Source organism: Pseudoscardovia suis, assembly GCF_002797875.1.
Classification (GTDB): domain Bacteria; phylum Actinomycetota; class Actinomycetes; order Actinomycetales; family Bifidobacteriaceae; genus Pseudoscardovia; species Pseudoscardovia suis.
On record NZ_PGFC01000002.1, the window covers coordinates 360562 to 386377 of the forward strand.

At 59.5% G+C, this 25816-nt stretch carries 12 protein-coding genes; 10 read left to right on the forward strand and 2 right to left on the reverse strand.

Annotation, left to right across the window (positions count from 1 at the left end):
- The first annotated feature begins 25 nt into the window (after positions 1-25).
- The 8 genes from CLV65_RS04160 to CLV65_RS04200 all read left to right on the forward strand — a co-directional run bounded on the left by CLV65_RS04160 (position 26) and on the right by CLV65_RS04200 (position 16644).
- Positions 26-562, forward strand: a complete 537-nt coding sequence (locus CLV65_RS04160; RefSeq protein WP_094690557.1) for a holo-ACP synthase — start codon at positions 26-28, stop codon at positions 560-562.
- A 118-nt stretch (positions 563-680) separates the two neighbouring features.
- Positions 681-5363 carry a PD-(D/E)XK nuclease family protein gene (locus tag CLV65_RS08710; RefSeq protein WP_144441834.1) on the forward strand — a complete coding sequence of 1561 codons (4683 nt, stop codon included), beginning with the start codon at positions 681-683 and terminating at the stop codon, positions 5361-5363.
- Complete coding sequence (locus CLV65_RS04175; RefSeq protein WP_094690555.1) at positions 5360-10135, forward strand: UvrD-helicase domain-containing protein; 4776 nt, start codon at positions 5360-5362, stop codon at positions 10133-10135. The genes CLV65_RS08710 and CLV65_RS04175 overlap by 4 nt, the downstream gene beginning before the upstream one ends.
- A gap of 223 nt (positions 10136-10358) precedes the next feature.
- Positions 10359-11072: a GNAT family N-acetyltransferase gene (locus CLV65_RS04180; protein WP_094690554.1), complete on the forward strand. Its 714-nt coding sequence runs from the start codon at positions 10359-10361 to the stop codon at positions 11070-11072.
- Positions 11073-11271: 199 nt separating this feature from the next.
- The gene (locus CLV65_RS04185; RefSeq protein WP_420848379.1) at positions 11272-12648 is read left to right on the forward strand and encodes an MFS transporter; all 1377 of its coding nucleotides are present in this window, start codon (positions 11272-11274) and stop codon (positions 12646-12648) included.
- A 241-nt stretch (positions 12649-12889) separates the two neighbouring features.
- Complete coding sequence (gene dapB / locus CLV65_RS04190) at positions 12890-13636, forward strand: 4-hydroxy-tetrahydrodipicolinate reductase (RefSeq protein WP_094690649.1); 747 nt, start codon at positions 12890-12892, stop codon at positions 13634-13636.
- A 59-nt stretch (positions 13637-13695) separates the two neighbouring features.
- Positions 13696-14601, forward strand: a complete 906-nt coding sequence (dapA, locus tag CLV65_RS04195; protein ID WP_094690552.1) for a 4-hydroxy-tetrahydrodipicolinate synthase — start codon at positions 13696-13698, stop codon at positions 14599-14601.
- 192 nt (positions 14602-14793) lie between these two features.
- On the forward strand, positions 14794-16644 hold the full coding sequence (locus tag CLV65_RS04200) for a ribonuclease J (RefSeq protein WP_094690551.1): 1851 nt from the start codon (positions 14794-14796) through the stop codon (positions 16642-16644).
- A gap of 143 nt (positions 16645-16787) precedes the next feature.
- On the opposite strand, the gene CLV65_RS04205 is transcribed toward CLV65_RS04200, so the two are convergent.
- Positions 16788-18416, reverse strand: coding sequence for a sodium/proline symporter (locus CLV65_RS04205; RefSeq protein ID WP_094690550.1), 1629 nt, complete (start codon positions 18414-18416; stop codon positions 16788-16790).
- A gap of 971 nt (positions 18417-19387) precedes the next feature.
- On the opposite strand from CLV65_RS04205, the gene CLV65_RS04210 reads away from it, so the two are divergent.
- Positions 19388-22936 (forward strand): SpaA isopeptide-forming pilin-related protein, encoded by a 3549-nt coding sequence (locus CLV65_RS04210; RefSeq protein ID WP_094690549.1) that lies wholly within the window; start codon positions 19388-19390, stop codon positions 22934-22936.
- 316 nt (positions 22937-23252) lie between these two features.
- Positions 23253-24992, forward strand: a complete 1740-nt coding sequence (locus CLV65_RS08715) for a SpaH/EbpB family LPXTG-anchored major pilin (RefSeq protein WP_157847215.1) — start codon at positions 23253-23255, stop codon at positions 24990-24992.
- Between the two features lie 286 nt (positions 24993-25278).
- On the opposite strand, the gene rlmH is transcribed toward CLV65_RS08715, so the two are convergent.
- Complete coding sequence (rlmH, locus tag CLV65_RS04220) at positions 25279-25758, reverse strand: 23S rRNA (pseudouridine(1915)-N(3))-methyltransferase RlmH (RefSeq protein WP_094690548.1); 480 nt, start codon at positions 25756-25758, stop codon at positions 25279-25281.
- Positions 25759-25816 lie beyond the last annotated feature (58 nt).

The window sequence follows — 25816 nt, forward strand, 5'->3', positions numbered from 1 at the left end:
ATACCCCTTGGATGAGGAGTGACGCATGACCGTACTGGGGCTTGGGCATGATGTGGTCGACGTGGAGTCGTTCCGCAGGCAATGCCTGAGCCCCGGTTCGTTATTTGTGGCACGTGCGTTCTGCCAGGCGGAGCGTCTGCAATGCCAGGCGCGGGCACAGGCGAGCGGCGATGACGAGCTGATGCATCTGGCGGCGCGGTGGGCTGGCAAGGAGGCTGTGCTCAAGGCGTGGTGCGAGGCGCTGGGCGAAGCGGAATATCCGTTGGGGCTCGATGGATTCGAGTGGAGCGGCATTCGCATCGTGGAGGACGCTCGGCGCCGGCCGCATGTGGAGTTCTCGGCTTCGCTGGGTCAGTCGGTGGCCGGCAGCCTGGGCAAGGTGCGCGGCAATGGCGCAGCGCGCGAGGGTGGCGATGGCCTGGCACACTGGGTCGGTGATGGTCTGGCTCGCGGGGTTGGTGAGAAATCCGGGAATGGCGATGGCATGGCGTTGCATTGGCATGTCTCGCTGAGCCATGATGGTCCGATTGCCTCGGCGATTGCGCTCGTTGAATGCAACTGAGACGTATCCATATGGTTGATGCTGGCGCGACGATGCGTCGGTTGGCATGTCGCGAAGAGAGATACGGTATGCTTGAAGACATTCGAACAAGTGTTCGAAGCAGACGATAGGGGGCATTGTGAAAACAGTATCCGTGGATGCGGCGCTTGACGACGTCGAATCATTGATGGGCGGCACGCTCATCAATGCGGACGGGGAGCCCACGCATGTGCTGCTCGTTGAGGGTGCGCCTCGCAGCGGCAAGACGACTTTCGCTTTGCAGACGCTGAAGAAGGCTTTGGAACGCTATGGCAACGATGGCGCGATGATGATCAGTTCCAACAGGCTCACCGCTCGCGACCTCAACGCCAAGGCGTTGCAAGACGTGGAATCAAGCACGAACCCGCGCATCGTGCGCACGCTGTCCGCTCTGGCCTTCTCTGTGCTCGCTGCCGTGCGCCGTGAGCTGGGGCTTGTGCCACCGCGGTTGCTCAATGGCGCCGAGCAGGATGCTGTGCTCACCGATGTGTTGAATGTGCACAAGGCCCATGCCGCTGCCGGAGAACTGTGCTCTACCTGCCGGTTGCTGCTTGACTACTTCGCTGCCGCTGATTCTGCAACGCCGCCCGGTGCTGCAGGCGCCGCGAATGCAACTGGCGTAACGGGTGCGGAAGGTGATGCGACGTCGGTTCGCACCACCACCGAAGAGACTTTCGCACAGTGCCTGTCGCAGGAGTTCGTCTCGCAGTTGCGCGACATGCTGGCGCGCATCAATGAGGTCGGTGCCGAGCACAGTGACTTGGGGCGCATTCTCCAGCGCCTCGATGAGCAGCAGATTCTCGTCGAGACCAAGATGCGCATGCGGGTGCAGTGGCAGCTTGCTTTCCGCTTGCGGGGAGAATACGCGCAAGCGGTGTCGCAGCGTTTCCCCGATGAGTTTCGTCTGGACTCGTCGTATCTGCTTCGTGAGGCGACGCAAGCATTGGCGCAGCGCAGCGCCGCTATGGCGGGTGACGGCTTGCCCCAGCTGTTGGTCGTCGATGATGTGCAGGACGTCACCCTTGCAGGCATGGCATTGCTGCAAGCCCTGAATCGCAGGGGAGTGCTGCTGGTGCTCGTCGGGTGCAATGACGAGGCGGTGCAGGTGTTCCGCGGCTCCTACCCGGAGTTCCTCATGCTGCGCGCACTGAAAAAGCCTGTGGCGCAAGGGCAGGTTTCGGATGTTTTTGCTGCGTCGGCGGTCGATGGTGAGAGAGGGCTTGCTGATTCGAATCTGGGCAGGTTCCATGCCGCTGCGGTGGAACTCGAACCGTGTATCAGCGAGGCGGATGTCACATACAAGGATGTGATTGCATCCCGTGTGTCGCTGGCGATTGGCGCTGATGAAGAAGGACTCGGCGCCGGCACGGCGCGCCCTGGCAAGCTGCCGGATGTCCGCGGTGCTTTGGCTTTGAAGCCATTGCCCCAAGACGACCCGTTGCTGGAACCTTCGCGAATCAACGTCGAGGGAAGTCTCTACCGGTCTGCATCGAATGAGGCTGATGCCACGATTCGTCAGATCAAGGACCTGCATGTGAGCCAGCCGAACGTGATGTGGAACGACATGGCGGTCATCGCGCATGACAACGCCACCGTGCATGCGCTGGGCATGCGTCTGAGGAACGCGGGAGTGCCGGTGCGGTATTCCTCCATCACCGCATCGTTCGCCAAGGATTCCACGGTGCAGGGGCTTTTCGCCCTCATCCGGCTGGGTATCCTGCGGTCGCGAGGCTACCGTGAGACCAAGGAGCTCGAAACGGAGCGCCTGCGCCGCAAACTCAGCCAGCAGCAGATGCGCAACGAAATCATCCAGTCCGCCATCAAGACATACCTTGCCAGCCCGCTGATCGATTCACTGGCCGGAACGAAGCCGACTGCCGCAGGCACTTCCGTGAAACCCACGGAAGACAGCCCACAGGGAAACACGCCGGGAAGCACACTGGAAAACACGCAGGGAAACACGCCGGCTGTTGGTGACCCCAGTGATGATGACGTTCACGTCGGCGTGACCCAGACCAATGACGCCATGAGAGCGTGGGAGAAGGCCCGCCCTGTGCGTATCGGCGCTGTACGCAACTCCATCCAGGCGTTACTGATGGTTCTTCTCACGATTCGCCAGAACCAGGCGGAAGCGCAGGAACAAGCGGACGGTGCGGTTTCACAGGAGGCGCGCCCTGTTCCGGGAATCTCCTTGGCGACGCCGTCGGAAAGCCTCGAGCCGCTGCTTGCTCTGTACGACGATGTGGCGACCGTTGATGTGGTGGATGAATACGACGAGCTGTGCGCCCAGCTGGTTGTCGGCGACACAACGGTGCGAGACAGCATCATCAAGGCATTGCGCAACATTGGCAAAGGTTCCGCTGATGTGCAGGCCTTCTGCACGCTGCCCGCACGTATTGACGCCGTGGCGCAGGCATACCAGGCGTCGCACGACCCGTATGAGATTCTGTGGGCAGCGTGGCAGGCAAGCGGCGTCGCCGACCGTTGGCAGCAGCAGGCGGTTGAGCTTGGCAGCTATGGCGACGCGGCGAACGACCGCCTCGACATGATGATGCGACTGTTCGACTACGCTCGCACGGGTGGGGAATTCGACTCCATCGAGGATTTCATGGACCAAGTGCGGCAGATGGATGTCATCGCCGATTCATTGTCGAAAACAGGACCGAATCCGGATGCCGTGACGCTTACCACGCCCGCTGGCGCCTGCGGCAGGTCATGGGATTACGTGTGGGTTCCCGCTGTGCAGCAGGACGTATGGCCGAACCTCACGGTGCGCAACACGATGTTCGCCACCGAGGATCTCACGGATATCATGCTGCGCGGCACGCTGGGAGTCTTGGGAACGCAGGGTGATTCCCACCGTGGACGTGTGGCGTCCGTGCTCCACAGCGAAGAGAAAGGTCTGCTCGTCGCCATCACCCGTGCCGCCAAGCGGCTTGCCGTCAGCGCCGTGTGGAGCGATGACACGACACCGTCCGACTTCCTCTTCACCTTCATGCCGGAATTGTTCCCGGTCTCCGATGACATCGCCAAGGTCAACTTCACCCAAGTGTCGGCGGATTCTGCGCCAGCGGCGAGTATCCCGATGCTTATCGAACGCGCTCGCAACGTGATTGCAAAAGAGGCGTATGAAGCGTTGGAAAGCCAGAAGAATGCGGCTGAAACGCTGGGCGTGGGTGAGCAATTCGACCCGATGAAGGTGCCGGGGCTTAGTTATGAGAAACTGAGCCCCGAAGCGCGTGATGCCGTGCGGACACTGAGATACCTTGCGTCACAAGGCTATGCGGATGCCATGCCCGACCAGTGGGCGTTCGTGTACGGTCGCACCGAGCGCGAGACATCTGCTGGCGCAACCGGTTCTGATGCCAGCTCCGTTGCGAATGACGGTTCCAACGCCGACAGATTTCAGGATGACAAATCCACAGGCGGCGAATCCTGGAGTGGCACATCCGCTGACAACAGTTCGGGGGTGCCAAGCATCTCGCAGGTGTCGCTCAGCCCATCGATGGTGGACACGTTGTGGGATTGTCCGGTATGCGCACTGCTTGACAGGGCTCTGGGAGGTCCCTCCGCCACGAAGATCAACCAATCCTTCGGCATCATCGTTCACAAGGTGGCGCAGATTGCCACCGAAAGGGGATGGGACAAGCCAGGATTCCCCAATGATGAACTGAGCCGTGACGAACGCATCGCGCAAATCACCAATCGGATGCAAAACGAGTACAACCGGCTGTCGGAAGCCATGCACGTGGACAACGACCCGCAGTCCCAATACTCCGCGCGCCGCAAGGAAATCACTGTGCACGACACGTTGCAGCACATCGCCTCGTACTTCGTCAACGTGAACAGCGAGGGTTACGCGGCGGATGCGAAATACGGTCCTCTCATTGGTAAATACGACCGTGTCGAGAGCGAATATCCTCTCCACGTGCAGTTCAGCATCCGCGAACTGCTTCCCTTCTTCCAAATGATGGATGTCGAGAATCTTGCGAGTGTGAGTGTGGAACGTTTCCAGCTCCTGCTGGATATTCTTGCCGGCGGTTTCGCACCAGGACTGACGCCAGATACGAAAGTCACGCTCAATGCGCGCATTGACCGTCTTGAGGTGCGCAATGACGTCGAGACGGGATTCCCTTTCTACCGCATCGTTGACTACAAGACGGGGCAACAAGGTCATACGGGTGCTGAAAACTACTCCGATTTGCAGCTGGTGTGCTACCAGCTCGCTTTGACGATGAGCCAAATACACGAGAATGGCGTGGACCTGCCGCTGATTCCCATCGCATCGGCAGGCTTGTTTGATATCGAGAAGAACGACGCACCATCGTCTTTCCACGCTGCAGAGAACTGCGCACAGCCTCCGCTGTTTGTCGACATGCCCTACCAAGACGGCGATGAATCCGGGCGGGTGCCCTGCTTGAACAACAGCAAGGATAGGCTGGATTCCCACTCCTTCGGATCCTCATTGCGCACATCGATCAACAACAGCGCTATCGACTCCATTGCTCGGGTCGTCGCTGTGGCGCAATACGAGTATGACAGCATCGGGGAGATTCCTGTTGAACTCGCATTTGTGCTCAGCAGCTTTGAGAATCACACGCTCGGCTGGTGGTCACTCACGATGCTGTCTCGTATTTTCTACGCTGCTTCTGTTGCCGGTACGCAAGGTACGGTGCCGGCTCATGAGGCTTCGAGGAAACATATGCGCTACTGCAGGCACAAGAGGGTGTGTCCTGCATGCGGAGGAGAGCTGACCACCGTCATGGGGAAGGAAGAACGATGAGCAATTCCATCGAGCAGCAGCGCGTCATTGATGTGCCGGAATCCAGTGATGTCCTCGTCATTGCAGGCGCTGGTTCCGGTAAGACCTACACCATGACGCAGCGCATCATCAAGCTCATCTGCGATGACCATGTGCCTGCCGAGAAGATCCTGGGCCTCACCTTCACCCGAAAGGCGGCAGGGGAGCTGCTCACGCGTGTGTCGAATGCCGTGTCGCAGGCCCGTCGCGATGCTCGGAAGGCAGCAGGCAATGCGGGGCCGGGCGATGCCGGGAACGTCGCTGGTGCCACTAACCCGGATTCGGCTTTCATGAAGCCACGGGTCTACACGTATGACGCATTCTTCCAATCCATCGTGCGCCAATACGGTTTGCTCATCGGCATGGACCCTGGCACGCAGCCGCTTAGCTCGGCGGGCGCTGTTCAGATGATTTCCGACATCATCGGCAAGAACATGGACTCCCTCTTCGCCGCCCACTACTTTACGGGTGATGATGGGAACGGCGATGCCGCCGGTTTGAGCCCCGATGCGGGTTCGGGCCAGTCGAATGCCAGCGGCATGTCTGACAGCGAGGATAAAGAATCCGACGCAGGCTCTTTCGAAGCCTTGGTCAGCGACATCCATTCGCTTGCCAACGAATGCGCGAGCTCCATGATCGGTGCAGATTGCCAGACCATTGCCGAGGCGCTCGACCGCATCCAGCGGTGGGACAATCAGTTCCTTGGCCAGCTTCGAGAAGCGCGAGCCCAGCTGCTTGGCATTGCACTCGAGGATGTCAAGGATCCAGTCGGTGCCGTGAAGAAACCGCAGCCGAATGCGATGCCCAAAACGGCACGAGAAGTTTTCTCAGGGGATTTTGAAGCATGGCTTCATGCTGTTTTCGATGAGAAAGCATGGACGGCTGCTGTGGATGAGGCAAAGAGCGCAGGACTGATTAAGAGACGCATTAATCTTCCGAAATGCAAAGACTCCGATTACGCCAACCCGATACAGAGGTACTACGATCAGGTCCTCCAATACCTGTTTTATGTGACGAAGCGGCGCAACATGCTCATCCCGCTGGCACGTCAGTTCGATGCGCGCAAACGCGAAGCAAAATTGGCGGAGTTCTCGGACTTCACCATTGCGGCGTTCCAGCTTTTGACACGCTTCCCATCCATCGGCGCTGACTATCGCCGGCGCTTCACCCATGTGTTCCTGGACGAATACCAAGACACCTCCACCACGCAGGCGACGCTGCTGGCACAGATCTTCCACCCTCAAGATGTGAATTCCACGGACTTAGTGAGTGGCGCGTCTCCGCGCAAGTCCGCGGTGACTGCGGTGGGCGATCCGTATCAGGCCATCTACGCATGGCGTGGAGCGAGCCCAGGTGCGTTCCGTCTGTTCCGTGAGAAGTTCGGCATCACCTCCGAGCCATATTCCCTCTCCGTCACGCGCCGCAATCCCAAGCTCGTTCTCGATGCCGCAAACCGGCTCACCGATGCATTCCGCAAACAGTGGACGCCTGATTCGAATGTGCCCCACAACAAGCGAGAAGTGGAGGTGCTTCCGCTCAAGCCTTTGGAAACGGAGGAAAGCGGTGGCGCTGCGATGGAAGCCTCCGTTGCAACAGACGCGAACGGAGCTGATCGCGCTGCAGATGCCGACGCTGACCCCGCGACGCATTCCCCGACGGGGGCGTCTTGCGGTGAGAAGGCGCCATTCCTTGGCCTCGCCGCTTTTGAAACGGGCGCTGAAGAGATTGCCGCAGTCGTGGAATTTGCAGCGCATGCGCAGATGTACAAGAAGGTGCCCAATCCTGCGAAACCAGGGGAGTTCGAGAAGCGGACGCCAGTCGCCATTCTGTTCCGTTCCACACGTCCCATGCAGGATGTGGCGGATGCCATCAGCCAGGCCGGCATGACGTACGAGATCATCGGCGCCAGCGGCTTGTTGCACCGAGCGGATGTCGCAGACCTCAAGGCGTTGCTGGAAGTCGTGGCAGACCACTCCAATACACCGGCGCTGCAGGAGCTTCTTGCGTCGCCTCGCTTCTCCATTCCTCACAGCGCTTTGAAGAAGCTCGCCACCATGGCGACGCAGAAGAACATCGACTTCCAGTACCGTACGTTGGAAGAGGCGGGCTATGTCACCTCTGACGAGAACACGACCGAATCCGACCGGAAGGATGCGGTGAACCGCCTGCGCGACGACGTGATGCTCCCCACTGGGGTTTTTCTCGCCGACCTGCTCATGGACGACGATTTCGATGAGCAACTGAGCTTGCTCGAAGTTCCCGATGACGTCGCCTTCAGGCTCCATGAGGCAAGCCTGATCCTGCGGCGCGCAGAGAAGGCATCGGAGCGTTCCCTGCGTGACGCGATGCATACGGCAAGTGCCGCATTGACGCTGCCGATGGATTCTTCGCTCGCTCGTATCGTGGCCGATGGCGAAGGGATGCCGAACTCCACGTATGGCGCGGCGTTCGATGCTGTGATGCAACAGGTGGATTCCTACGAGCAGGAGCTGCCTGACTCCATGCACCCTACGGTGCGTGGGTTCTTCGCATGGATGGCGGTGCAGGAACGCGAACCCGCTCCGCCTGCGGCGAACCTCGACCAGACCGCCGACGTGCAGCTCATGACCGTGCATCAGGCAAAGGGCTTGGAATGGCCGGCTGTCGCGGTCATGGACATGCGGAAAGATACGTTCCCCTCATCAACGGGAGACAATCTTCTGGTTGTCAAGCCTGGCAGCGCTTCATGGACTGAGAAAGACGGTCCGTCATACACCGCGACAAAGAGAAGCTGGCTGGAGAACCCAACCGCAATACCTGCTCCCGTGCGCGCGGATGCGGATCTTCTGCCCCGTTTCCCGCATGATGGCAGCTCCATCAGCGAGTGGAATGATGCCGCAGGGGAGTCCGACACGGATGATGGGCGTTCGACGTTCCCGACGATGGCCGTTCGTATTGAACGCGAGACATTGGACGCGCTGCGACTGAAAAACGGCTTCGGTCCGTGCGGAGCACAGGACTATCTCAGCCAGGCCGAGGAATATGGCCGGCGCGGGCATGATGAGGAACGTCGCTTGGCGTATGTGGCGCTCACCCGCGCTAAGAACGAGGCATTGCTCGTATGCTCGCGCAATGCGATGAGTGCGCCTGGCACATGGCGTTGGTCGGGATTGCCGAACACGCTTGACACCGATGCTGGGGCATCCAATTTTTGGAGCGAGCTCTACCATGCTTACGTGCCGCAGGGCCGCGAGGAGCATCCAGAAAATGACTATGCGGTCGCTCACATGTTGCAGGAAGGCGACGACGCGGACAACGATGCGCAACAAGACAAGCAGCTGATGCAGATCCTTGCGGCGCTGTTCGCCAATAGCTCCTCGCATTCTGCAAAAGGTTCGGAGGATGCGAAGGGTACTGCAAATGGCGACCCCCGTGCCTTCACCTTCGCTCGCAGTGAGGAGGAAGCCGAGCCATTGGTGCGTGACGAGCCTCATGAACCGCTGACCACGCTTGATGGCGTCCCGGTCGTCCAGCTTGCCGATGCTGTGAAGAACCGTCTTGACGATCCGTCAACAATCATCCCCGATGGATACAAAGTGCCCACGGGTGTCTTCATTGGCGAAGGTGCGGAGCAGTTGTCCCGTCTTGTTGTCAATGTGGCTTTTACATCCGCGGCGCAGCAGATGGCCGACAACGAGAACGAACATCTGCCGCAATGGCCATCCGATTTGCAACGCAGCACGCGTGCCGCGCTCGCAATGACCGCTGAGGTCATTGATCCGGCATCCGGTGGCGATCTGGCACAGGATGCCGCCGATGCCCGTGGCGTGATTCCCACTTCGGATATGCGCAAGCAGGCGGATGAGCATGCGAAGCAGATCATTGACGCAAGCGCGAAGTCCGCGAATGCAAACTCGCAAAGCGTTGCGTTGCTCAGCCGTGCGCGCCTGCTGGTCGCAGCCGATGCACAACGCCACGAGCAAGCACAGGATGTGATTGCCAGGGCGAACGCCGCGCGCAAAGGCACGAATGTTGGCACCACGAATCTGCGGTTCATCGCCTCGATCGCTGGGGACTCCGCCAAGACCATGCAGGTCGCGCGAAGCATACTGCGGCCAGTGCCGATGCCTCCGAACTCCGCGGCATCAGAAGGCACACGCTTTCACGAATGGGCGCAGCAGTTCATTGACGTGGCAACGGTTACAAAGGATGATTTGCTCTCTGGCGCGGAGTCGACCGATCACGGAGGCCTGGCAGATGTGGACTCCACGGATTCTATGGCGACTACCGTCAATGGCAAGCGCCAGGCGATGCTTGACGATGTTGACGCCGATGATTCCCTGACCAATGCAGAGAAGGAGTGGCGTCATCGACTCGCCACGTCGCCATGGGCGTCGCGCACACCATATGCCACGGAAGCGCCGTTGACGCTCGCCACTCCGGATGGTCCGGTGAACGGCACGCTCGATGCCGTGTTCTACGGCGGTTTGGATTCCCCTGATGCCGAGGGCAGGTTCACGATCGTCGATTGGAAGACCGGACGCATGCCATGCACCACAGCCGATCGCGACGTGTATCTCATCCAGCTCGACGTGTACCGTCTGCTGCTCGCCAGCCAATTGGGTGTGCCGCTCGACGCCATCGACGCCACGCTCTACTTCCTGTCGCAAGCTGATCCCGCGAAGCGAGTAATCCACGCTGACCTGAAAAGCGCGCAGGACATCGAGAAGGAGATTGCCCAAGGTCGATACCTTCGCATCGACACCGATGCTTGACAGCGCGGCCGCATGTCAACTTGGGTTGCGCTATTGGCGGAACCCAAGTTGACAGCTCCGGGTAGCGTGGAGTGCGTGAGGGGCGATCACCAGGCGTTTGCGCTTCAAGATACCCGTCGCTTGCTGATGCACGTCCGTCGAGATGTCGTCGACTGACATCAGCGAAGTGTCGGGAATCCGCCATGGTGCGACTCCTTGCTGTTATGAACGGAGGAGATATCTAATGACACTGGCGCACAGCAACGCGCGGCAGCGGGAGCATATCCATCATGCGTCATGCGCTCAGACGGTGCATGATGACGGTGGTGCATGCGAACATGTGGCGTTCAGGCCGGTCACGTCTGATGACGCGGATGAGCTGGCAGCCCTTAACATGCACACGTGGTTTCCCAAAGACCTGTATTCATACGCGCAGACAAGGCATTACGCGGCGCGTCTTGACGTGCTGCACTACCTGCGTTCCAGCACGTATGGAGAGGTGGCGACGCTGCGGGGCACAATCCTTGGCGTGGTGCTCGGGGCGGTCGAAGGCAAAAGACCAATCGTGCCTGCGGCAGCGGGATGGTATCGACAGGCGCATGTCAATGCGCCCATGGTTCCCGAAGGCATAACGGTGCGTCGCAATCTCGACAAGGAAATTCGCACCGACCTCGCATTGGAGCGTGACGTGCGCAAGGATGTTCCCGCTGAGCTCCAACTGTTCATCGTCTCCGCCGCCGCACGCGGCAAAGGCGTGGGCGGTCAGCTCTACAGCAGGTTCCTGGCGCATTTGCGCGAATGCGGCGAAAAACGCTACTTCCTCTACACCGACAGCGACTGCGACTACGGCTTTTATGAAGCCCATGGGCTCACGCGGGTCGCGCAAGGAACCGGAGACGATTACACCGGTTCAGGCAGGACGCTCGACAAATTCATTTATGTCGGCAAGCTCTCGTAGCGGTGTCTGCAGGTTGCGCAAGCCATATGACCGCGCAACCCATCCGCACGCTCGCTTGTCCCAACCGGCGACACCAGCCGTCAATCCGACGCGCAGACCAGTTGATCCACAAACTGCCTAACCGACCCGTCCGGTGCGTTTCAACCAACACGCCCGGTCTCCACCCCACCCTCAGTCCACTCCAGCCGGCATGCACACCATTGCCATGCCGCAGATCTGCATGAAAGGAATGACCATGGCCTCGCCATACGCGCGCATATTCTCCCTGCCGGGCGCTCCCGCCTTCGCGATTTCCGGCATGGTGGCGCGCCTGCCGATGTCCATGACAAGCTTGGGCATCGTGCTGGCCCTCAACAACTTGTATGGCAATTGGACGGTGGCCGGCACCATGAGCGCCGTATGCGTGCTCGCCATGGGTGTCGCCACTCCGGTCTACGCGCGTCTGTTCGACCGCCATGGGCAGAGCCGTGTAGGATGGCCAGCGCTTGCAGCGCAAGTCTCCATGCTCGTGGCTTTCGCCCTGGCAGCCATGATGCGCGTGCCATTGCCTGTTCTGTTCGTGCTCGCCATAGGGATTGGCGCCACGCAATTCGCGTTCGGCGCCCTCGTGCGCACCCGCTGGTCGTGGGCATTGCGTGACGTGGGCGACCCGAATTTGCTCAACACAGCGTATGCATTCGAATCAGCCGTGGACGAAGTCGTGTTCATCCTCGGACCGATCATCACCGCGGGTCTGGCCACCATGATTCATCCGGTCGTGCCGTTCTTTGTGGCGGCCGCCGCGGTGGGCATCGGCGGCGCCACCTACTTTCTGCAAAAACGCACCGAACCGCCTGTCGCGATTCTCACACCGGTAAATATCAAGGCGGGGGGTGCTGCGACGTCTGACGCGGCACACGCTGCGGCGGCTGATGGCGTCGTGGTTGATGGATCCGCCGCAGATGGTGCGACGTCACGGATGCGTGCGGTCGCAGATCCGTCGAAACACACGGCACTGCAATTCCCGGGCATATTCATGCTCATGGTCATGTGGGTTGTGTTCAACATGTGCTTCTCGATGTTTGATGTATCCATGACCAGCCTGACCAAGGCGCTGGGGCGCGCGAGCATCGTGGGCGTGCAGCTGGCCATGTTCGCGGTGGGCTCATGCATCGGTGCGCTTGTATTCGGCAGCATCCGGTTGCGCGGATCCCATTGGACACACATGCTGGTGTTCATGACCTACCTCACGCTCGGTTTCGTAGGCATCTATCTGGCGGGGAGCAATCTGCTGCTCATTGGCGCCATCGAACTCATCGCCGGGCTGGGCGTCGCTCCGATTTACGCGACCGGCAACCTTATTGTCAAACAGACCGTGCCGGCGAACTTCCTGACGGAGGGACTGTCGTGGCTGAGCACATCCGTGAACATCGGGCAGTCCATTGGCTCCACCATCGTGGGCATCGTGCTTGATGCGCACGGCCCTGCCGCCGGCCTTGCCCTGCCGATGATGGCGTGCGCGGTATCGATTCCGCTGATCGCGCTTTCCGCTTTGTCGGCCCGCCGCGGTTTGCGACGAGCAGGCAAGAGCGAGTGAGAATGGCGGGTGTGAATGGACGTCGCGCTGATAGCCTGCCACATCCGTAGTGCCATCGCACAGGAGTCCACTTGCCATAGGCCGAGGCCTGACGGTGAAAGGATGGCGGGCAACCCAGTGATTCTGTAGCGCCCGTCGAGTAAAACAGGGTGAAGAAGCGGTTTCGGCGGTGGCCCCAACCGCAGTCATTGCCGGCGCTGCCGGCATCGCACAGGAACATCGATACAACGGAGGAATCATCATGACGATTCGAGTCTCAGTGGTGGGCGCCAAAGGGCGCATGGGAGCGACTGTCGTGGGCGCGGTCCAGTCGGCGCCGGACATGGAGCTCGCACTCGCCCTCGACGCGGGCGACGACCTTACGCAGATCACCCCAGCCAACACCGATGTCGTCGTGGAGTTCACGGTTCCCGCTGTGAGCCTCTCCAATGTGCTCACGCTCGTGGGGCAGGGTGTGAACGTCGTTGTCGGCACCACCGGCTGGACCGATGAGAAGCTCGCCCAAGTGGGCGAGGCGCTGGCGGCGCATCCCGACAATTCCGTGTTCATCGCCCCGAACTTCGCCATCTCCACGGTGCTCGCCGAGCATTTCGCCGCCCAGGCAGCCCGTTACTTCGAATCCGTCGAAATCGTGGAAATGCATCATCCCAACAAGGTGGACGCGCCTTCCGGCACCGCCATTCACACCGCTCACGTCATTGCCGCCGCCCGCAAGGAAGCGTCCATGCCGCCGATCCCTGACAACACGCAGACCGACGGCGGCTCCCGCGGCCAGGTCGTTGACGGCATCCACGTGCATGCGGTGCGTCTGCGCGGCCTCAACGCCCACGAGGAGGTGCTGTTCGGCAATGCTGGCGAGCAGCTCGTATTGCGTGCCGACAGCTTCGACCGCAGCTCGTTCATGCCCGGCGTGCTGCTCGCCGTTCGCCATGCCGGCGAGAACCCCGGCAAGGTGACTGTGGGCCTTGACGCGTACTTGGAACTGTAGACGCTGTAAAAATGGACGATGCGCGGGACCCGTCTCACCCAAGGTCTACCGTGGGAGCCATGACTGAAGCAACTTCTCATCTGCTTGATCCCGCGCCTTTCGGGCGCATCATTCCGGCCATGGTCACCCCTATGAAGGCTGACGGCGCCATTGATTATGATGCCGCACAGAACCTGGCCAAGCAGCTGGTGAAGGACGGAGCCGACGGCCTGCTCGTCAACGGCACGACCGGCGAATCGCCCTGCACCCACATGGATGAGAAAATCGACCTTGTGCGCGCTGTCAAGGAAGCCGTGGATGTGCCCGTGATTTCGGGCGCTGGCTCCAACGACACTGCGCACACTGTTCGCATGGTGGAAAACATCCAGGAGGCCGGTGCGGACGCGCTTCTCGTGGTCGCTCCGTATTATTCCCGCCCGTCTCAGCGTGGCATCCTCGAGCATTACAAGGCAGTGGATGCCGTGGCTGAAAAGCCCTTCATCGTCTACGATGTGCCTGGCCGAACCGGCGTGAAGATCGCCACCGAAACCTACGACGAGCTTGCGAAGCTTAAGCACGTGACGGCCGTCAAGGACGCCACCGGCAATCTTGGCAACGCCCTTGAACGCCACAGCCGCACGGGACTGACCTGGTATTCCGGCGACGACGGCATCTTCCTGCCGTTCCTGTCGGTGGGCGCCGTGGGCGTCATCTCCGTCATCGCGCATGTGGCCAGCAAGCCTATGCGTGAGCTCGCCGACGCGTTCGACCGCGGAGACATCCGCGAAGCGCAGCGCATCGCCGCCCAGCTCGTGCCGCTTGTGCACGCGCTCAACGGCGACGGTTTCCAGGCCGTCATGGCCAAGGCAGCCCTCAAGGTGAAGGGTTACATCCCGTGCGCTGCGATGCGTCTGCCGAATGTGGAAGCGAACGCAGAACAATACAAGAAGGTCGAAGACGGCATGCGTGCCGCCGGTCTGCTCTGACCCAGATCTGACCGTTTGCATAGCACTGCCGCATAGCTCAGCGAAGCTGGCCGATCTGCGCGATGCCATGATGCATCGCGCGCAGACCGGCCGCTTCTGTGATTGTGAGGTTCGCGCATAGGGCGCGGACGAAAAAGCCGCGATGCAGGCGCCTTCGGCGTTTGCAGCGGCGTAAGGAAAAAGAAAACAGCTATGGCAGAAACAACAGAAAAGCGAAATCCTGCGAAATCACGGCGTTCGTCCGGTTCTCGCAGGTCCCGTGGCGGCAGGGGAGGCCGTCGCTCCGCCGCACCGCGCTCCCATGAGGTGGGCGGCAACCAGACTCCGGAACTGGGCCTCGTCGCCCCTCCGAAGTATCGCAAGGGTTCGATGCGCATCGTGCCGCTCGGCGGCTTGGGCGAAATCGGCCGCAACATGAATGTGGTCGAATACAACGGGCACATCCTCATCATCGACTGCGGCGTGCTCTTCCCTGAGGAGGAACAGCCGGGCGTCGATTTGATCCTGCCTGATTTCTCATACATCAAGGACCGTCTCGACAAGGTCGACGGCATGGTGCTCACGCACGGCCATGAAGATCATATCGGCGGCGTGCCCTACCTGCTCAAGCTGCGCCCGGACATCCCGCTGTACGGTTCCGAGCTCACGCTGTCGTTCGTCAAGGCAAAGTGCGATGAGCACAACATCAACCCGATCCTGCACGTTGTGGAAGGCCGTGACAAGGCCAAGGTCGGCCCGTTCAACCTTGAGTTCATCACGGTCACGCATTCCATCCCGGATGCTCTCGCCGTGTTCGTGCGCACGCCTGCCGGCAGCCTCATCGATACCGGCGACATCAAGCTCGACCAGCTGCCCCTCGACCACAAGATCACCGATCTGGTGGAATTCGGCCGCTTGGGCGAGAACCCGGGCGTCGACCTGTTCATGTGCGATTCGACGAACGCCGAGGTCCCCGGCTTCGTCAAGCCCGAGACGTCCATCGGCCCGGCGCTTGACAAGGCGTTTTCCGAGGCCACGCGCAAGATCATCGTCGCGTCGTTCTCCAGCCACGTGCACCGTGTGCAGCAAGTGGTCGACACCGCTCACAAGTATGGCCGCAAGGTTGTGTTCGTGGGCCGTTCGATGGTGCGCAACATGGCCATCGCCGCCGACAAGGGCTACTTGCACATCCCCGAGGGCACTGTCGTGGACCTCAAGAAGTCCGCTGACATCCAGGACGACAAGATCGTCTACATGTGCACCGGATCCCAAGGCGAGCCTCTCGCAGCCCTCGGCCGCATTGCCGACGGCAACCATCCGGACATCCACATCGAGGAATTCGACACGGTGATTCTCGCCAGCTCGCTGATCCCGGGCAACGAGAACAGCGTCTACGGCGTCATCAACAAGCTCACGCGCCTGGGCGCCAAGGTCGTCAACCGCGACAACGCCGCGATCCACGTCTCCGGTCATGCCAATCAGGGCGAGCTGCTGTATCTGTACAACATCATCAAGCCCAAGTGCGCCATGCCGATTCACGGCGAAAACCGCCATCTGGTCGCCAATGGTCTCGTTGCCGTCAAGACTGGTGTGCCGCCGCAGAACGTTGTGCTTGCCGAGGACGGCGACGTGGTCGACCTGTATCACGGTCAGGCTGCGGTCGTCGGTTCCGTGCCGTGCGGCTACGTGTATGTGGATGGCGATTCCGTGGGCGAGCTCACCGAGGAAGACCTCGAGAAGCGTCGCATCCTGTCGGAGGAGGGCTTCGTCAGCGCATTCGTCGTCGTGGATTCCGAGAACCACGACGTCGTGACCGAGCCGAAGATCTTCCTCAACGCCGTTGCCGAAGACGAATCCAGCATCGAATCCGTCAAGGATCAGATTGTGCGCGACCTTGAGGATGCGCTCATCCATGGCAACACGAACACGCAGAAGCTGCAGCAGGTCATGCGCCGCACGCTTGGCGCGTGGATTTCGCGCAAGTGGCATCGCCGTCCGATGATCGTGCCTGTCGTGGCCGACATCGCCGACGAGGAAGAGGACGCTCATCCCGTCGCTGCGTGAGCAACGTGCGTGAATCGCTAGCTTGAATTAACGGTTGCATAAAGGCCCGGGCGCATTGCCCGGGCCTTTTGTATATGCTATGCGCGTGATGCGCACAGGGTGTCTGAAACCGACATCAGGCGAGAACATGCCTGAAGCGCGGATCAGATTTTCTCGCGCTCCTCGGCGGCGTGGATTTCGGCGGCGACCAAGTCGTCGTCCACCACGCGGTCCTTCGGATCGTCGAGATAATGGTCAAATTCATACAGCACCGTGTCATCAGGGGCAGGCGTGAGCAGCGACACGACGATGATGAACAGCAGCGACACGAGGAACGCCGGCAGCAGTTCGTAGATGGCGAACACGCCGCCGAGCGGCTTGATGAGATTGTGCCAGATGAGCACGGTTGCGGTGCCCGAAACCATGCCGGCGATGGCGCCGTATTTATTGGTGCGGCGCCAATACAGGGACGTGAGCATCAGCGGACCGAACGATGCGCCCAAGCCCGCCCACGCGTAGGAGACGACTTGGAAAATCGAGGAATTCTGGTCGAACGCCACGAAGATGCCGAAAAGGAACATCACAAGCAGCGTGGTGCGTGCCACCATCATGACCTGGCGGTCGCTGGCTTTGCGGTTGATGACACCGCGGTAGATGTTTTCGCCCACCGCGCTGGCGCCGATGATCATGTAGCTTGACGACGAGCTCATGGATGCGGCGAAGATGCCGGAGACCACGATGCCGCACAGGAAGCTGGGCAGCAGTGCCTGCGCGATGACGATGAAGATGTTTTCAGCGGATGCCTCGGTGCCGAATTGCGTGGGCATCATCGCGCGTCCCGCCAAGCCGATGCACACACCGCAGGTGAGGGAGATGACACACCAGACGGTGGCGATGATACGGGATTTGCGAATCTCTTCGGAGCTTCGGATGGAGAGGAACCTCACCAGCACCTGCGGCATGCCGAAGTATCCCAGGCCCCAGGCGAGCATGGAGATGATCGTGATGATGCCGTAGTTCGTCGGTGCGCCGAACACCGCCTGCCCGTCCTTCACAATCTGCTGGCCCATCGAATCAAGCACCGGCGTCGCCAGATGCGTGCCATCGAGGAAGCCGGGAATGCCGCGCAGGAATGCAATGGTGTTGTCAATGCCACCGGCGGAGGCGACGGAACCGATGAACACGACGGCGAGCGCGAAGAACATCAGCATGCCTTGGATGAAGTCGGTGACGACGACGGACAGGTAACCGCCGATGAGGGTGTAGGCGAACACCACGGCGGCGCCGATCACCATCGTCAGGTGGTAATCCCAGCCGAACAGCGTGGAGAACAGCTTGCCCACCGTCACGAAGCAGCTGCCCACATACACGCAGAAGAACACGAGGATGATGACCGCGGAAATCGTGGAGATGACGTTCTTGGAATCATGGAAGCGCTTGGAGAAGAAATCCGGGATCGTGATGGCGTCGCCGGCGACCACGGAGTAGCGGCGCAGACGGCGTGCCACGAGCTTCCAGTTGAGGTATGTGCCGATTGCCAGGCCGATGGCGGTCCACATTGCGTCGGCGGCGCCCGTGAAGTATGCCAGTCCCGGCAGGCCCATCAGCAGCCATCCGCTCATGTCGGACGCTTCGGCGCTCAGCGCCGTCAGCCACGGACCGACCCCGCGGTTGCCTGCGAAGTATTGTTTGGCGGATGAATTCGAACGCTTCGAATAGGCAAAGCCGATGGACAGCATGGCCACGAAGTAGATGACCATGGCAAGCATTACCCAGAAGTCTTTGGTGACCATGAGGTTCAATGATCCTTTTCTCGTTCTTGATCGTGCTCTTGACATGTAATTGCGCTTGTAATTGCGTGCAGTCGCGGTGCGATCGCCGGTCGTTCGCGGCGCCCAATCCAATTCAAGTCCAATTAACCATTGTCCAACTTACTCACGGGTTGCTACCGGGGGACTAGAGGTTGTGGATGGCGTGGTGATACGGCCGGTGTTTCGTTCGGTGCTGGTGCGCGTGCGTGCGTTATGAGGAACACGGACTGGTGTTCGATGTATGTCTGATCCGCGGTGTTTTGCCGGTTAATTGCCGACGATGGAGGCGAAGATTCCCTTTACCAGTGGTTGTGGCTTCCGTCTTCGGCGAGCTTTTGGTCCGGTCGCCGATTTTGGAGGTTTGGGGGTCTTTTGGGGGACTCCTAACCTCTTTCTTCGGCGTCTCGTGGAGGGGTCGCCGATGGCGGAGGTTTCGGTCTTGGGAGTTGGGCGTGTGACTTCCGTTTTCGGCGAGTGGTGGATTCGGTCGCCGATTTTGGAGGTTTGGGGGTCGGGGAGGGTGCTTGTGGCTTCCGTTTTCGGCGACATTTGAATTTGTCGCCGATTCTGGAGGTTACGGGTGAATTGTCTGGGGGGGGGTACGTTCAAAGCAATTCGTTTTGCACGTTGGTGCGTGATACCGCGGGGATACAGTGTTTCGGCTTGGTTTCTCTCGCCATCGTGACCGTGGCGGAACGGTAACGCTGTCCCGTGATGCTGCGGTATTCCGTTCCGACAATCCCCACCACAGAAACTTAAACATTAGGGAATGCTGGAACTGTATCGGCTCGAATGCATTTGCGGTGTTGCGTACACATCGCATGGTTTCTCAGAGGGCAGCGTTGCAAGTATCGGTTTGCTAAAAGACAGGTATTTGTGGACTGGTTGGGAGAATAGTCATGGGGACGGCTCGGCACAAGGAACATGGTGCGAGGAGGAACAAAATATTCCTCTTGCTGACGTTCGTGCTGTCTGTGGCGTTAATCGTCACGGCTTCCGTAGGGGTCTCGCGGTCTTGGGCGGCAATTCCGAAGAGCGATGACCTGTCGAAGTTCGTCACAGACGTGTCGATATCCGGGATTTCAGCGGACAGTCAAGGTGTGTACCAGTATCGCGATGGGGACGAGGCGACACTGCGATTCACCTTCGCCGAAAACGATAACATCCAATTCGGCGACTCACAGCTGACATATGTGCTCCCTGCAGGCTTCGATGCGGTGAATGCCTCAGGTACTTTTGACGTGCCTGTGCTTGAATCCGGTGTGATGCACACGGTGCGGGGAAACAAATGGGAGATTCGCAATGGCGCGTTGATCATCACCTGGAATACGGACGATTCCAATATCGAACACTTGCGAGATTCGGCGAATGCGCGAATCGTGCTTGGCATTAAATTCACCCTGCATGGGGTCAACGGTATGGTGAAATTCGGCGATGGTGTCGAACGAACCTTCGCGCTTGACACCAGCAACGACCTGTCGACGACGAAAAGCTCCGTCTATGACGAGGCGGCAGGGAAAATCCATTACACCGCCACTGTGAAGTCAACGGGAATCAGCACGGGCGTGACGACAACCGACACCATTGCGGGGAACGCCATCGCCTACGATCCCAGTTCACTGCGCATAGCGGGGAACTCAGGAACCTATTCGGTCCAGACCCAGGGCAACGGATTCGTATTGTCGGTCCCCACGATGGCCAATGGCGAGACAATCACCCTCACTTATGACGGCATCATCGACTATTCAGCGTTCCATGGCTCTGTGACCGCTGACAACGCCAGCAACACCCTCACCGCAACAAGCAACGGTGATTCGAATCCGTCGAACAACACCGTCACCACGGATGACTCCCACACCATTGCCTTGTCGGATGTGAGCAAGAGCGGAACCGCGGAATCATCTTCGCAATCCTCCGGTTCCAGCCGGACCGTCCACTGGACGATTGATTCCAACAGCAAACGCCACGTCTCGCTTGCGGGCGGCACCATCAAGGACAGCATCGCCCAATATTCGCAAAGCCGCATGTCATACGCCGGAGATGGAATCACCATCACTGTCACGGATGCCAGCGGCACCCAGATCGCCACAAGGAAGGTCAGCTGGGCCGATCTCGGCGTCACCGATCCTTCCTCAGACAAGGCATGGACGTATGCCGTCCCTTCCACGGACGGTGTGTATTCGTATCACATCGCATATGACACAACGGTTGACATGACGGGAGCGTTGTCGGATCTCACAGTAGCCAACTCTGCTACGTCCGCCTCGGTGCAATCAGGCACGCAGAGCACCAACGCATACGTGGGGATTGGCACGCAATTCAGCCTGGAGACTCACAAAACCGCGGTGGCGAACGAATCCGATTACCACCACACGGTGTGGAGCATAGACGCCTCGGTTCCCGCCACTGGCTACAACAGCCTTATGGTCACCGATAACCTTCCCTCCACATGGGGAACCGTTACTGATAGCTCCGGCGCCTCGGTTTCTCGGCAGTTGTATGACGCATACGTGGATGGCTCCCTGAGCGTCACGGGTCTGGAAGCGGGGGAGTCCTACACCGTGGATGCTTCCGACCCCTCGAAGGTGGTTATCACTTTTTACGCCGATACGGCTCACACCATTCCCGGGCTATCCGCCACGTCCACGGCTCGCACCATCGCCATCAAGCTCACCACGCAAAATAACGACGATTGGCTCGCCATCGGTAAAAACGGCGGATGGCAGGCGACTCACACCAACAACGAGACGGTTACGGCCAACGGACAGTCGAAAAGCGCGTCCGCCAGCGTGACCCCGATGCAGCAGTCCATCACCAAGCAATCCGAATACATGGGCACGCGAAACGTCAACGGCGTCGACCTGCCCGTTTACAAGTTCACACTCACCCTCGAGGGGGTCAACAGCGACGACTTCGACATCTCCGACGACTTCGACGCATCCTTGTTTTCATTCGCAACAACCGATCAGGTGGGCATGTGGGGACAGAACAAAGTGTTCGGAGGCGACCAGTATTACCAAGGGCAGGAAGGCAGCGCGCCAATCACCTGGAGCGAGACCTCGTCCGGGGCGATCATCCACGTGTCCTCTGGGGCGATTGCGAAAAACAACGGCGCATATTATTCGCGGTACAAAATCTGGTACTGCCTTATTGCCAAGGATGCCAACGCCGTGAGCACGCTCAACCAGCGTGCTACCGACAACAACGGCACCACGACGTTCACGAACACCGCTACATGGAATGGCAACAGCTCGGGGAGCATCGTCTCCACATACACGTATCGCATGGTGAACAAGGAGCAGACGTCGGTCGATCCACAGAAGAGGACCGCGACCTTCAGAATCACGTTGAACCCTGCGAGCACCGACATCAACCCCTATGGCGATACGCTCATCCTGACCGATACGATGTCGTCGAACATGGCACTTGACGTGAATTCCCTGCAAACGACACCGACCGATGGTGTCTCGTTCCAGCTTGACAGTCAGACGAATACTTTAAGCGTCACGTTCCCCGACAAGACGCCCGTGACCCTTACATACACCGTTTATCTCAAGGGAAGCGGCTACATCACTTATTCCAATAAAGCATCATTGCATGGGCAGACCAGTAGCATTGAAAGCTCGACGAATGTGTCCAGCGAATCCTCCAGCGGCGCTTCCGTCCCCAGCATCCGCCTGCTGAAAAACGATTCCGGAGACCTCACGAAGCCCCTGCCGGGTGCGCATTTCAAGCTGTACAAGGCGGATGATGACTCCTCCCCAGTCACGGAGAACGAGTTCGTGTCGGGCAGCGATGGAATCGTCACAGTCACCGGCCGGCAGGATCGCGATGGGTGGTCTCTGCACCCAGGCACGAAATACTATCTCAAGGAAACCGCCGCGCCCAGTGGATATTCCCTGCGGTCCGACCCCATCTACTTCACAATCTCCGACTCTCCCACAGGAGAAGACGAATACCCGGATTCCTACACCATTCCTTGGGTGAACACACCGGTGAGCAACAGCACGTCGTTCACTCTCCGAAAGGTGGATGAAATCAACAACAGCACGGTGCTTGCCGGGGCTCAGTTCACCCTCACCGGGACGAATGCGGACGGTGTGAGCACAACCTCATCGGTGGTGACCGCAGCGGACGGCATGGCCAGTTTCACTGGCGTCACGCCAGGGACCTACACCCTCAAGGAGACCCGGGCGCCGAATGGATATGAGGCGTCGGATGTCGAGCATTCCGTCGTCGTGTTGTCGACACTGGCCATCACCTATGACGGACAGGCTATTGCGCAGGAAACCGATGGAACGGCATCGATTACCGTGCAAAATCACAAGAAACAGTTTTTCCTTCCGAATACAGGGCGCTTCGGTGGCATGTGGGCTTTTGCAGGGGCGGGGGGAATCACCATGCTGCTGGGAAGCACCGTTGCGTTGGCCGAGACGGGGAAAGCACCGCGTCATGGCTCAAGACGGTCAGGTAAGCATCCTCGACGGGATTCCCGCAGGTGAGGGGTGGCGAAATGACACGATTGCTGCTGCCTCGCGGACAGCCTGTTGCCGAGCCCGGATGTGTCTGCGTCTGCCGAATCCATCATGTTTCGGTTGTGCCCGTTGGCTCATTCCGGCCACTCGTTCTATCTGTCTAATTCGATCCATCCATTTGTCCATCTATCCGTTGTTTTCACTAACAAACAACTCGCCCAGTAACCAAACTCACTCATTAATCGTTGTTTACCGCAACAATTCCTGTCCGCCGTGCAGACGCACAGTGCATTTGCGCAGCGGACAGGTCCAGAGAGAATTCCAAGAGAAAGGAAAAGACACAATGAGTGTCCTTGCGAAAAACAAGTCGTGCAGGGTGGCCGTCGCCATCCTGTCAATTCTGGGAATGCTTGCTGCCGTGGTCGCCTTGGCGCCGCAGCGCGCCATCGCGGATTCGTCCACCGGTGCAAGCATCACCCTCCAGTCCTCCGATAGTCTGGCCAACAGAACCTTCCAAGCGTGGGAGCCCATCAGAATCTCGAGTCAATCCTCGGATGGCAGCCTCACCGTAGACATCACCGACGAGTATCTGCCATACGTGCGCACAGCCGCTGCAAATCTGAACCTCCCCATTGACAAGGACACGACGAACGATAGGAATGTCACCGCCACGTCGTCGGAGGATGATGTCGTCGAAGCGGTGTCACATCTGGCACAACGTCAGCATGATGGCAGCAGCGACGAGGAGGCGCGCTCCTTCGCAAAAGAACTCCAAACGGTGCTTGTAGACAACAAAGTGGCGCCCACAAAGACGAATGACGATTTTGTGCCGCAGTCTTCCGGCGCGCGGAAGCTGTCCGGCCTCGATTACGGCTGGTATCTGATTCAGGAGACCACGGGGGACAATCCCGCCTTGCCGTCGGCACAGGCCGACAACTCTCCGGTGTCTCTGGTCATGACGACACCTGTGACCGGTGGTGACGTGCCCGTGACCGTGAAGTCCAAGACTCCCGAATCACACAAGAACATCGTGGAGGCAGATCATTCCCAGCAGCGCAAGGCTGCAGTGGTGAACCAGAACGAGCCGATCCATTACCAGCTGACGTTCTATGTGCCTGCCCAGTGGAGCAGCCAGTATGCCGACAAGGGCTTCTGGTTCACGATGAACGACACTCTGGATTCGTCGCTTGTTTTCGATCACGCGGATGCCATCCAGATCGGCGACGCCTTTGATTCCACCACTTCCGATGTGGACTTCTCTGCGGCGAACGGATTGTATGACACAAGCCTGGCGCCTACCACCACCACAGCGGATGGCAAGACCCTCACCTGGGCCTTCGGCGACGACACCGGCACCAACCTGACCGCCAACGTCGCCAACAAGGCGCTGGCGGGCAAGTGGGTGAAGCTGTATTACACCGCGCACCTGTCCCAGGACGCACCGATCAACACGGCCATCGGCAATGCCTACGATGTGACGTACCAGCACAGTCCGTATTCGACGACGGGCGGTGAGAAGACGCCAACCGAGCATCCGTATGTGTACACGATGAACTTGCAGGTCGATAAGATCGACGGGTCCAATTCCGCTGAGCTCTCTGGCGTTGAGTTCCAGGTGTATTCCGATGAAGAATGCACGAAGCTCGTCAAGTTCTCTTCTAACGGCTCCGCATATGAGTATGATCCCAATGGCGCCGTGACGACGCTTGTGACGGGTGAAGACGGCAAGATCAACGTGGAAGGCGTTGCCGGCAGCGCCGATGGCGTTACGTATTATCTGAAGGAAACCAAGGCCGCTGCCGGATACCGTGCATTGAATTCCGCCATCGCAGTGACGGTGTCGGTGCAAGGGTTCAGCGACCAGGCTGATCTTGTCCGCACGGACGGAACTACACAGACCCTGACCTACTCCCTCGCCAAGCAGGGCGGCAATACCTCTGTCAGCAACGGTGTGCTGGTGGTGAAGAACTACCGTGGCCTGCTGCCGTCCACCGGTGCTGCTGGCATCATCCTATTTGCTGTGGTCGGTGTTTTGCTGATTGGCGGTGGAGCACTGATGTTGCGCCGAACCAAGAAGCAGTGATGCAACCCTAGGCGCTGAGATGTTGAGGCGCTGAGTGGGGCATGAGCCGTGTGCCGCATGCTCGGCTCGCGTTTTGCAAGCCGCCTGTACCATGCCTGTCATGGTGCAGGCGGTCTTTTCATTGCCGGTCACCGCTGCGTTGCCGGTCACCGCTGGGGCGCATCCCCATCACGCATGCGGCTCGTGAAATGCGTGTGCTGGCTGAGCCTGTTATGGAAAGCCCGGGTCTTCGCCTGAAAGCGACAAATCCAATCCGGTCCAGTTCCCGGGAAGTCCCGAGGCGATTCTACTTATGGTATGGTTCGTGCGCGTTGATTTTGAACGCGCGGTAGATTTGCTCAAGCAAAATCACACGCATAAGCTGGTGCGGGAAGGTCATGGGGGAGAAGCTCAGCTTCCAGTCGGCGCGCGCCAGGATCTCTGGCGCCAGCCCAAGCGAGCCGCCGATGATGAACTGGATGTGGCTGGCGCCGTGCAGTGCGAGATCATCGAGTTTTGCAGCAAAACGCTCCGAGGCGAGCATCTGCCCGTCGATGGCCAGTGCGATTACGTATGCACCATCCTTGATATGCTTCGCGATGCGCTCGCCCTCCTTGCGTTTGATGAGCTCGTCGGTGCCGGGCGTCGCGTGCTCGGGCGTCTTTTCGTCGGCCACTTCAATGATGGTGAGTTTGCAAAATCGCGACAGCCGTTTCGAATACTCCTCGATTGCATCGCGCAGATAGCGCTCCTTGATGCGACCGGGGGCGATGATGTCGATGTTCATGTTTGCGTTCCTTCCGTCACTGCCATGGTAGCGGCGGGCTGCGGCGGATGACGATATG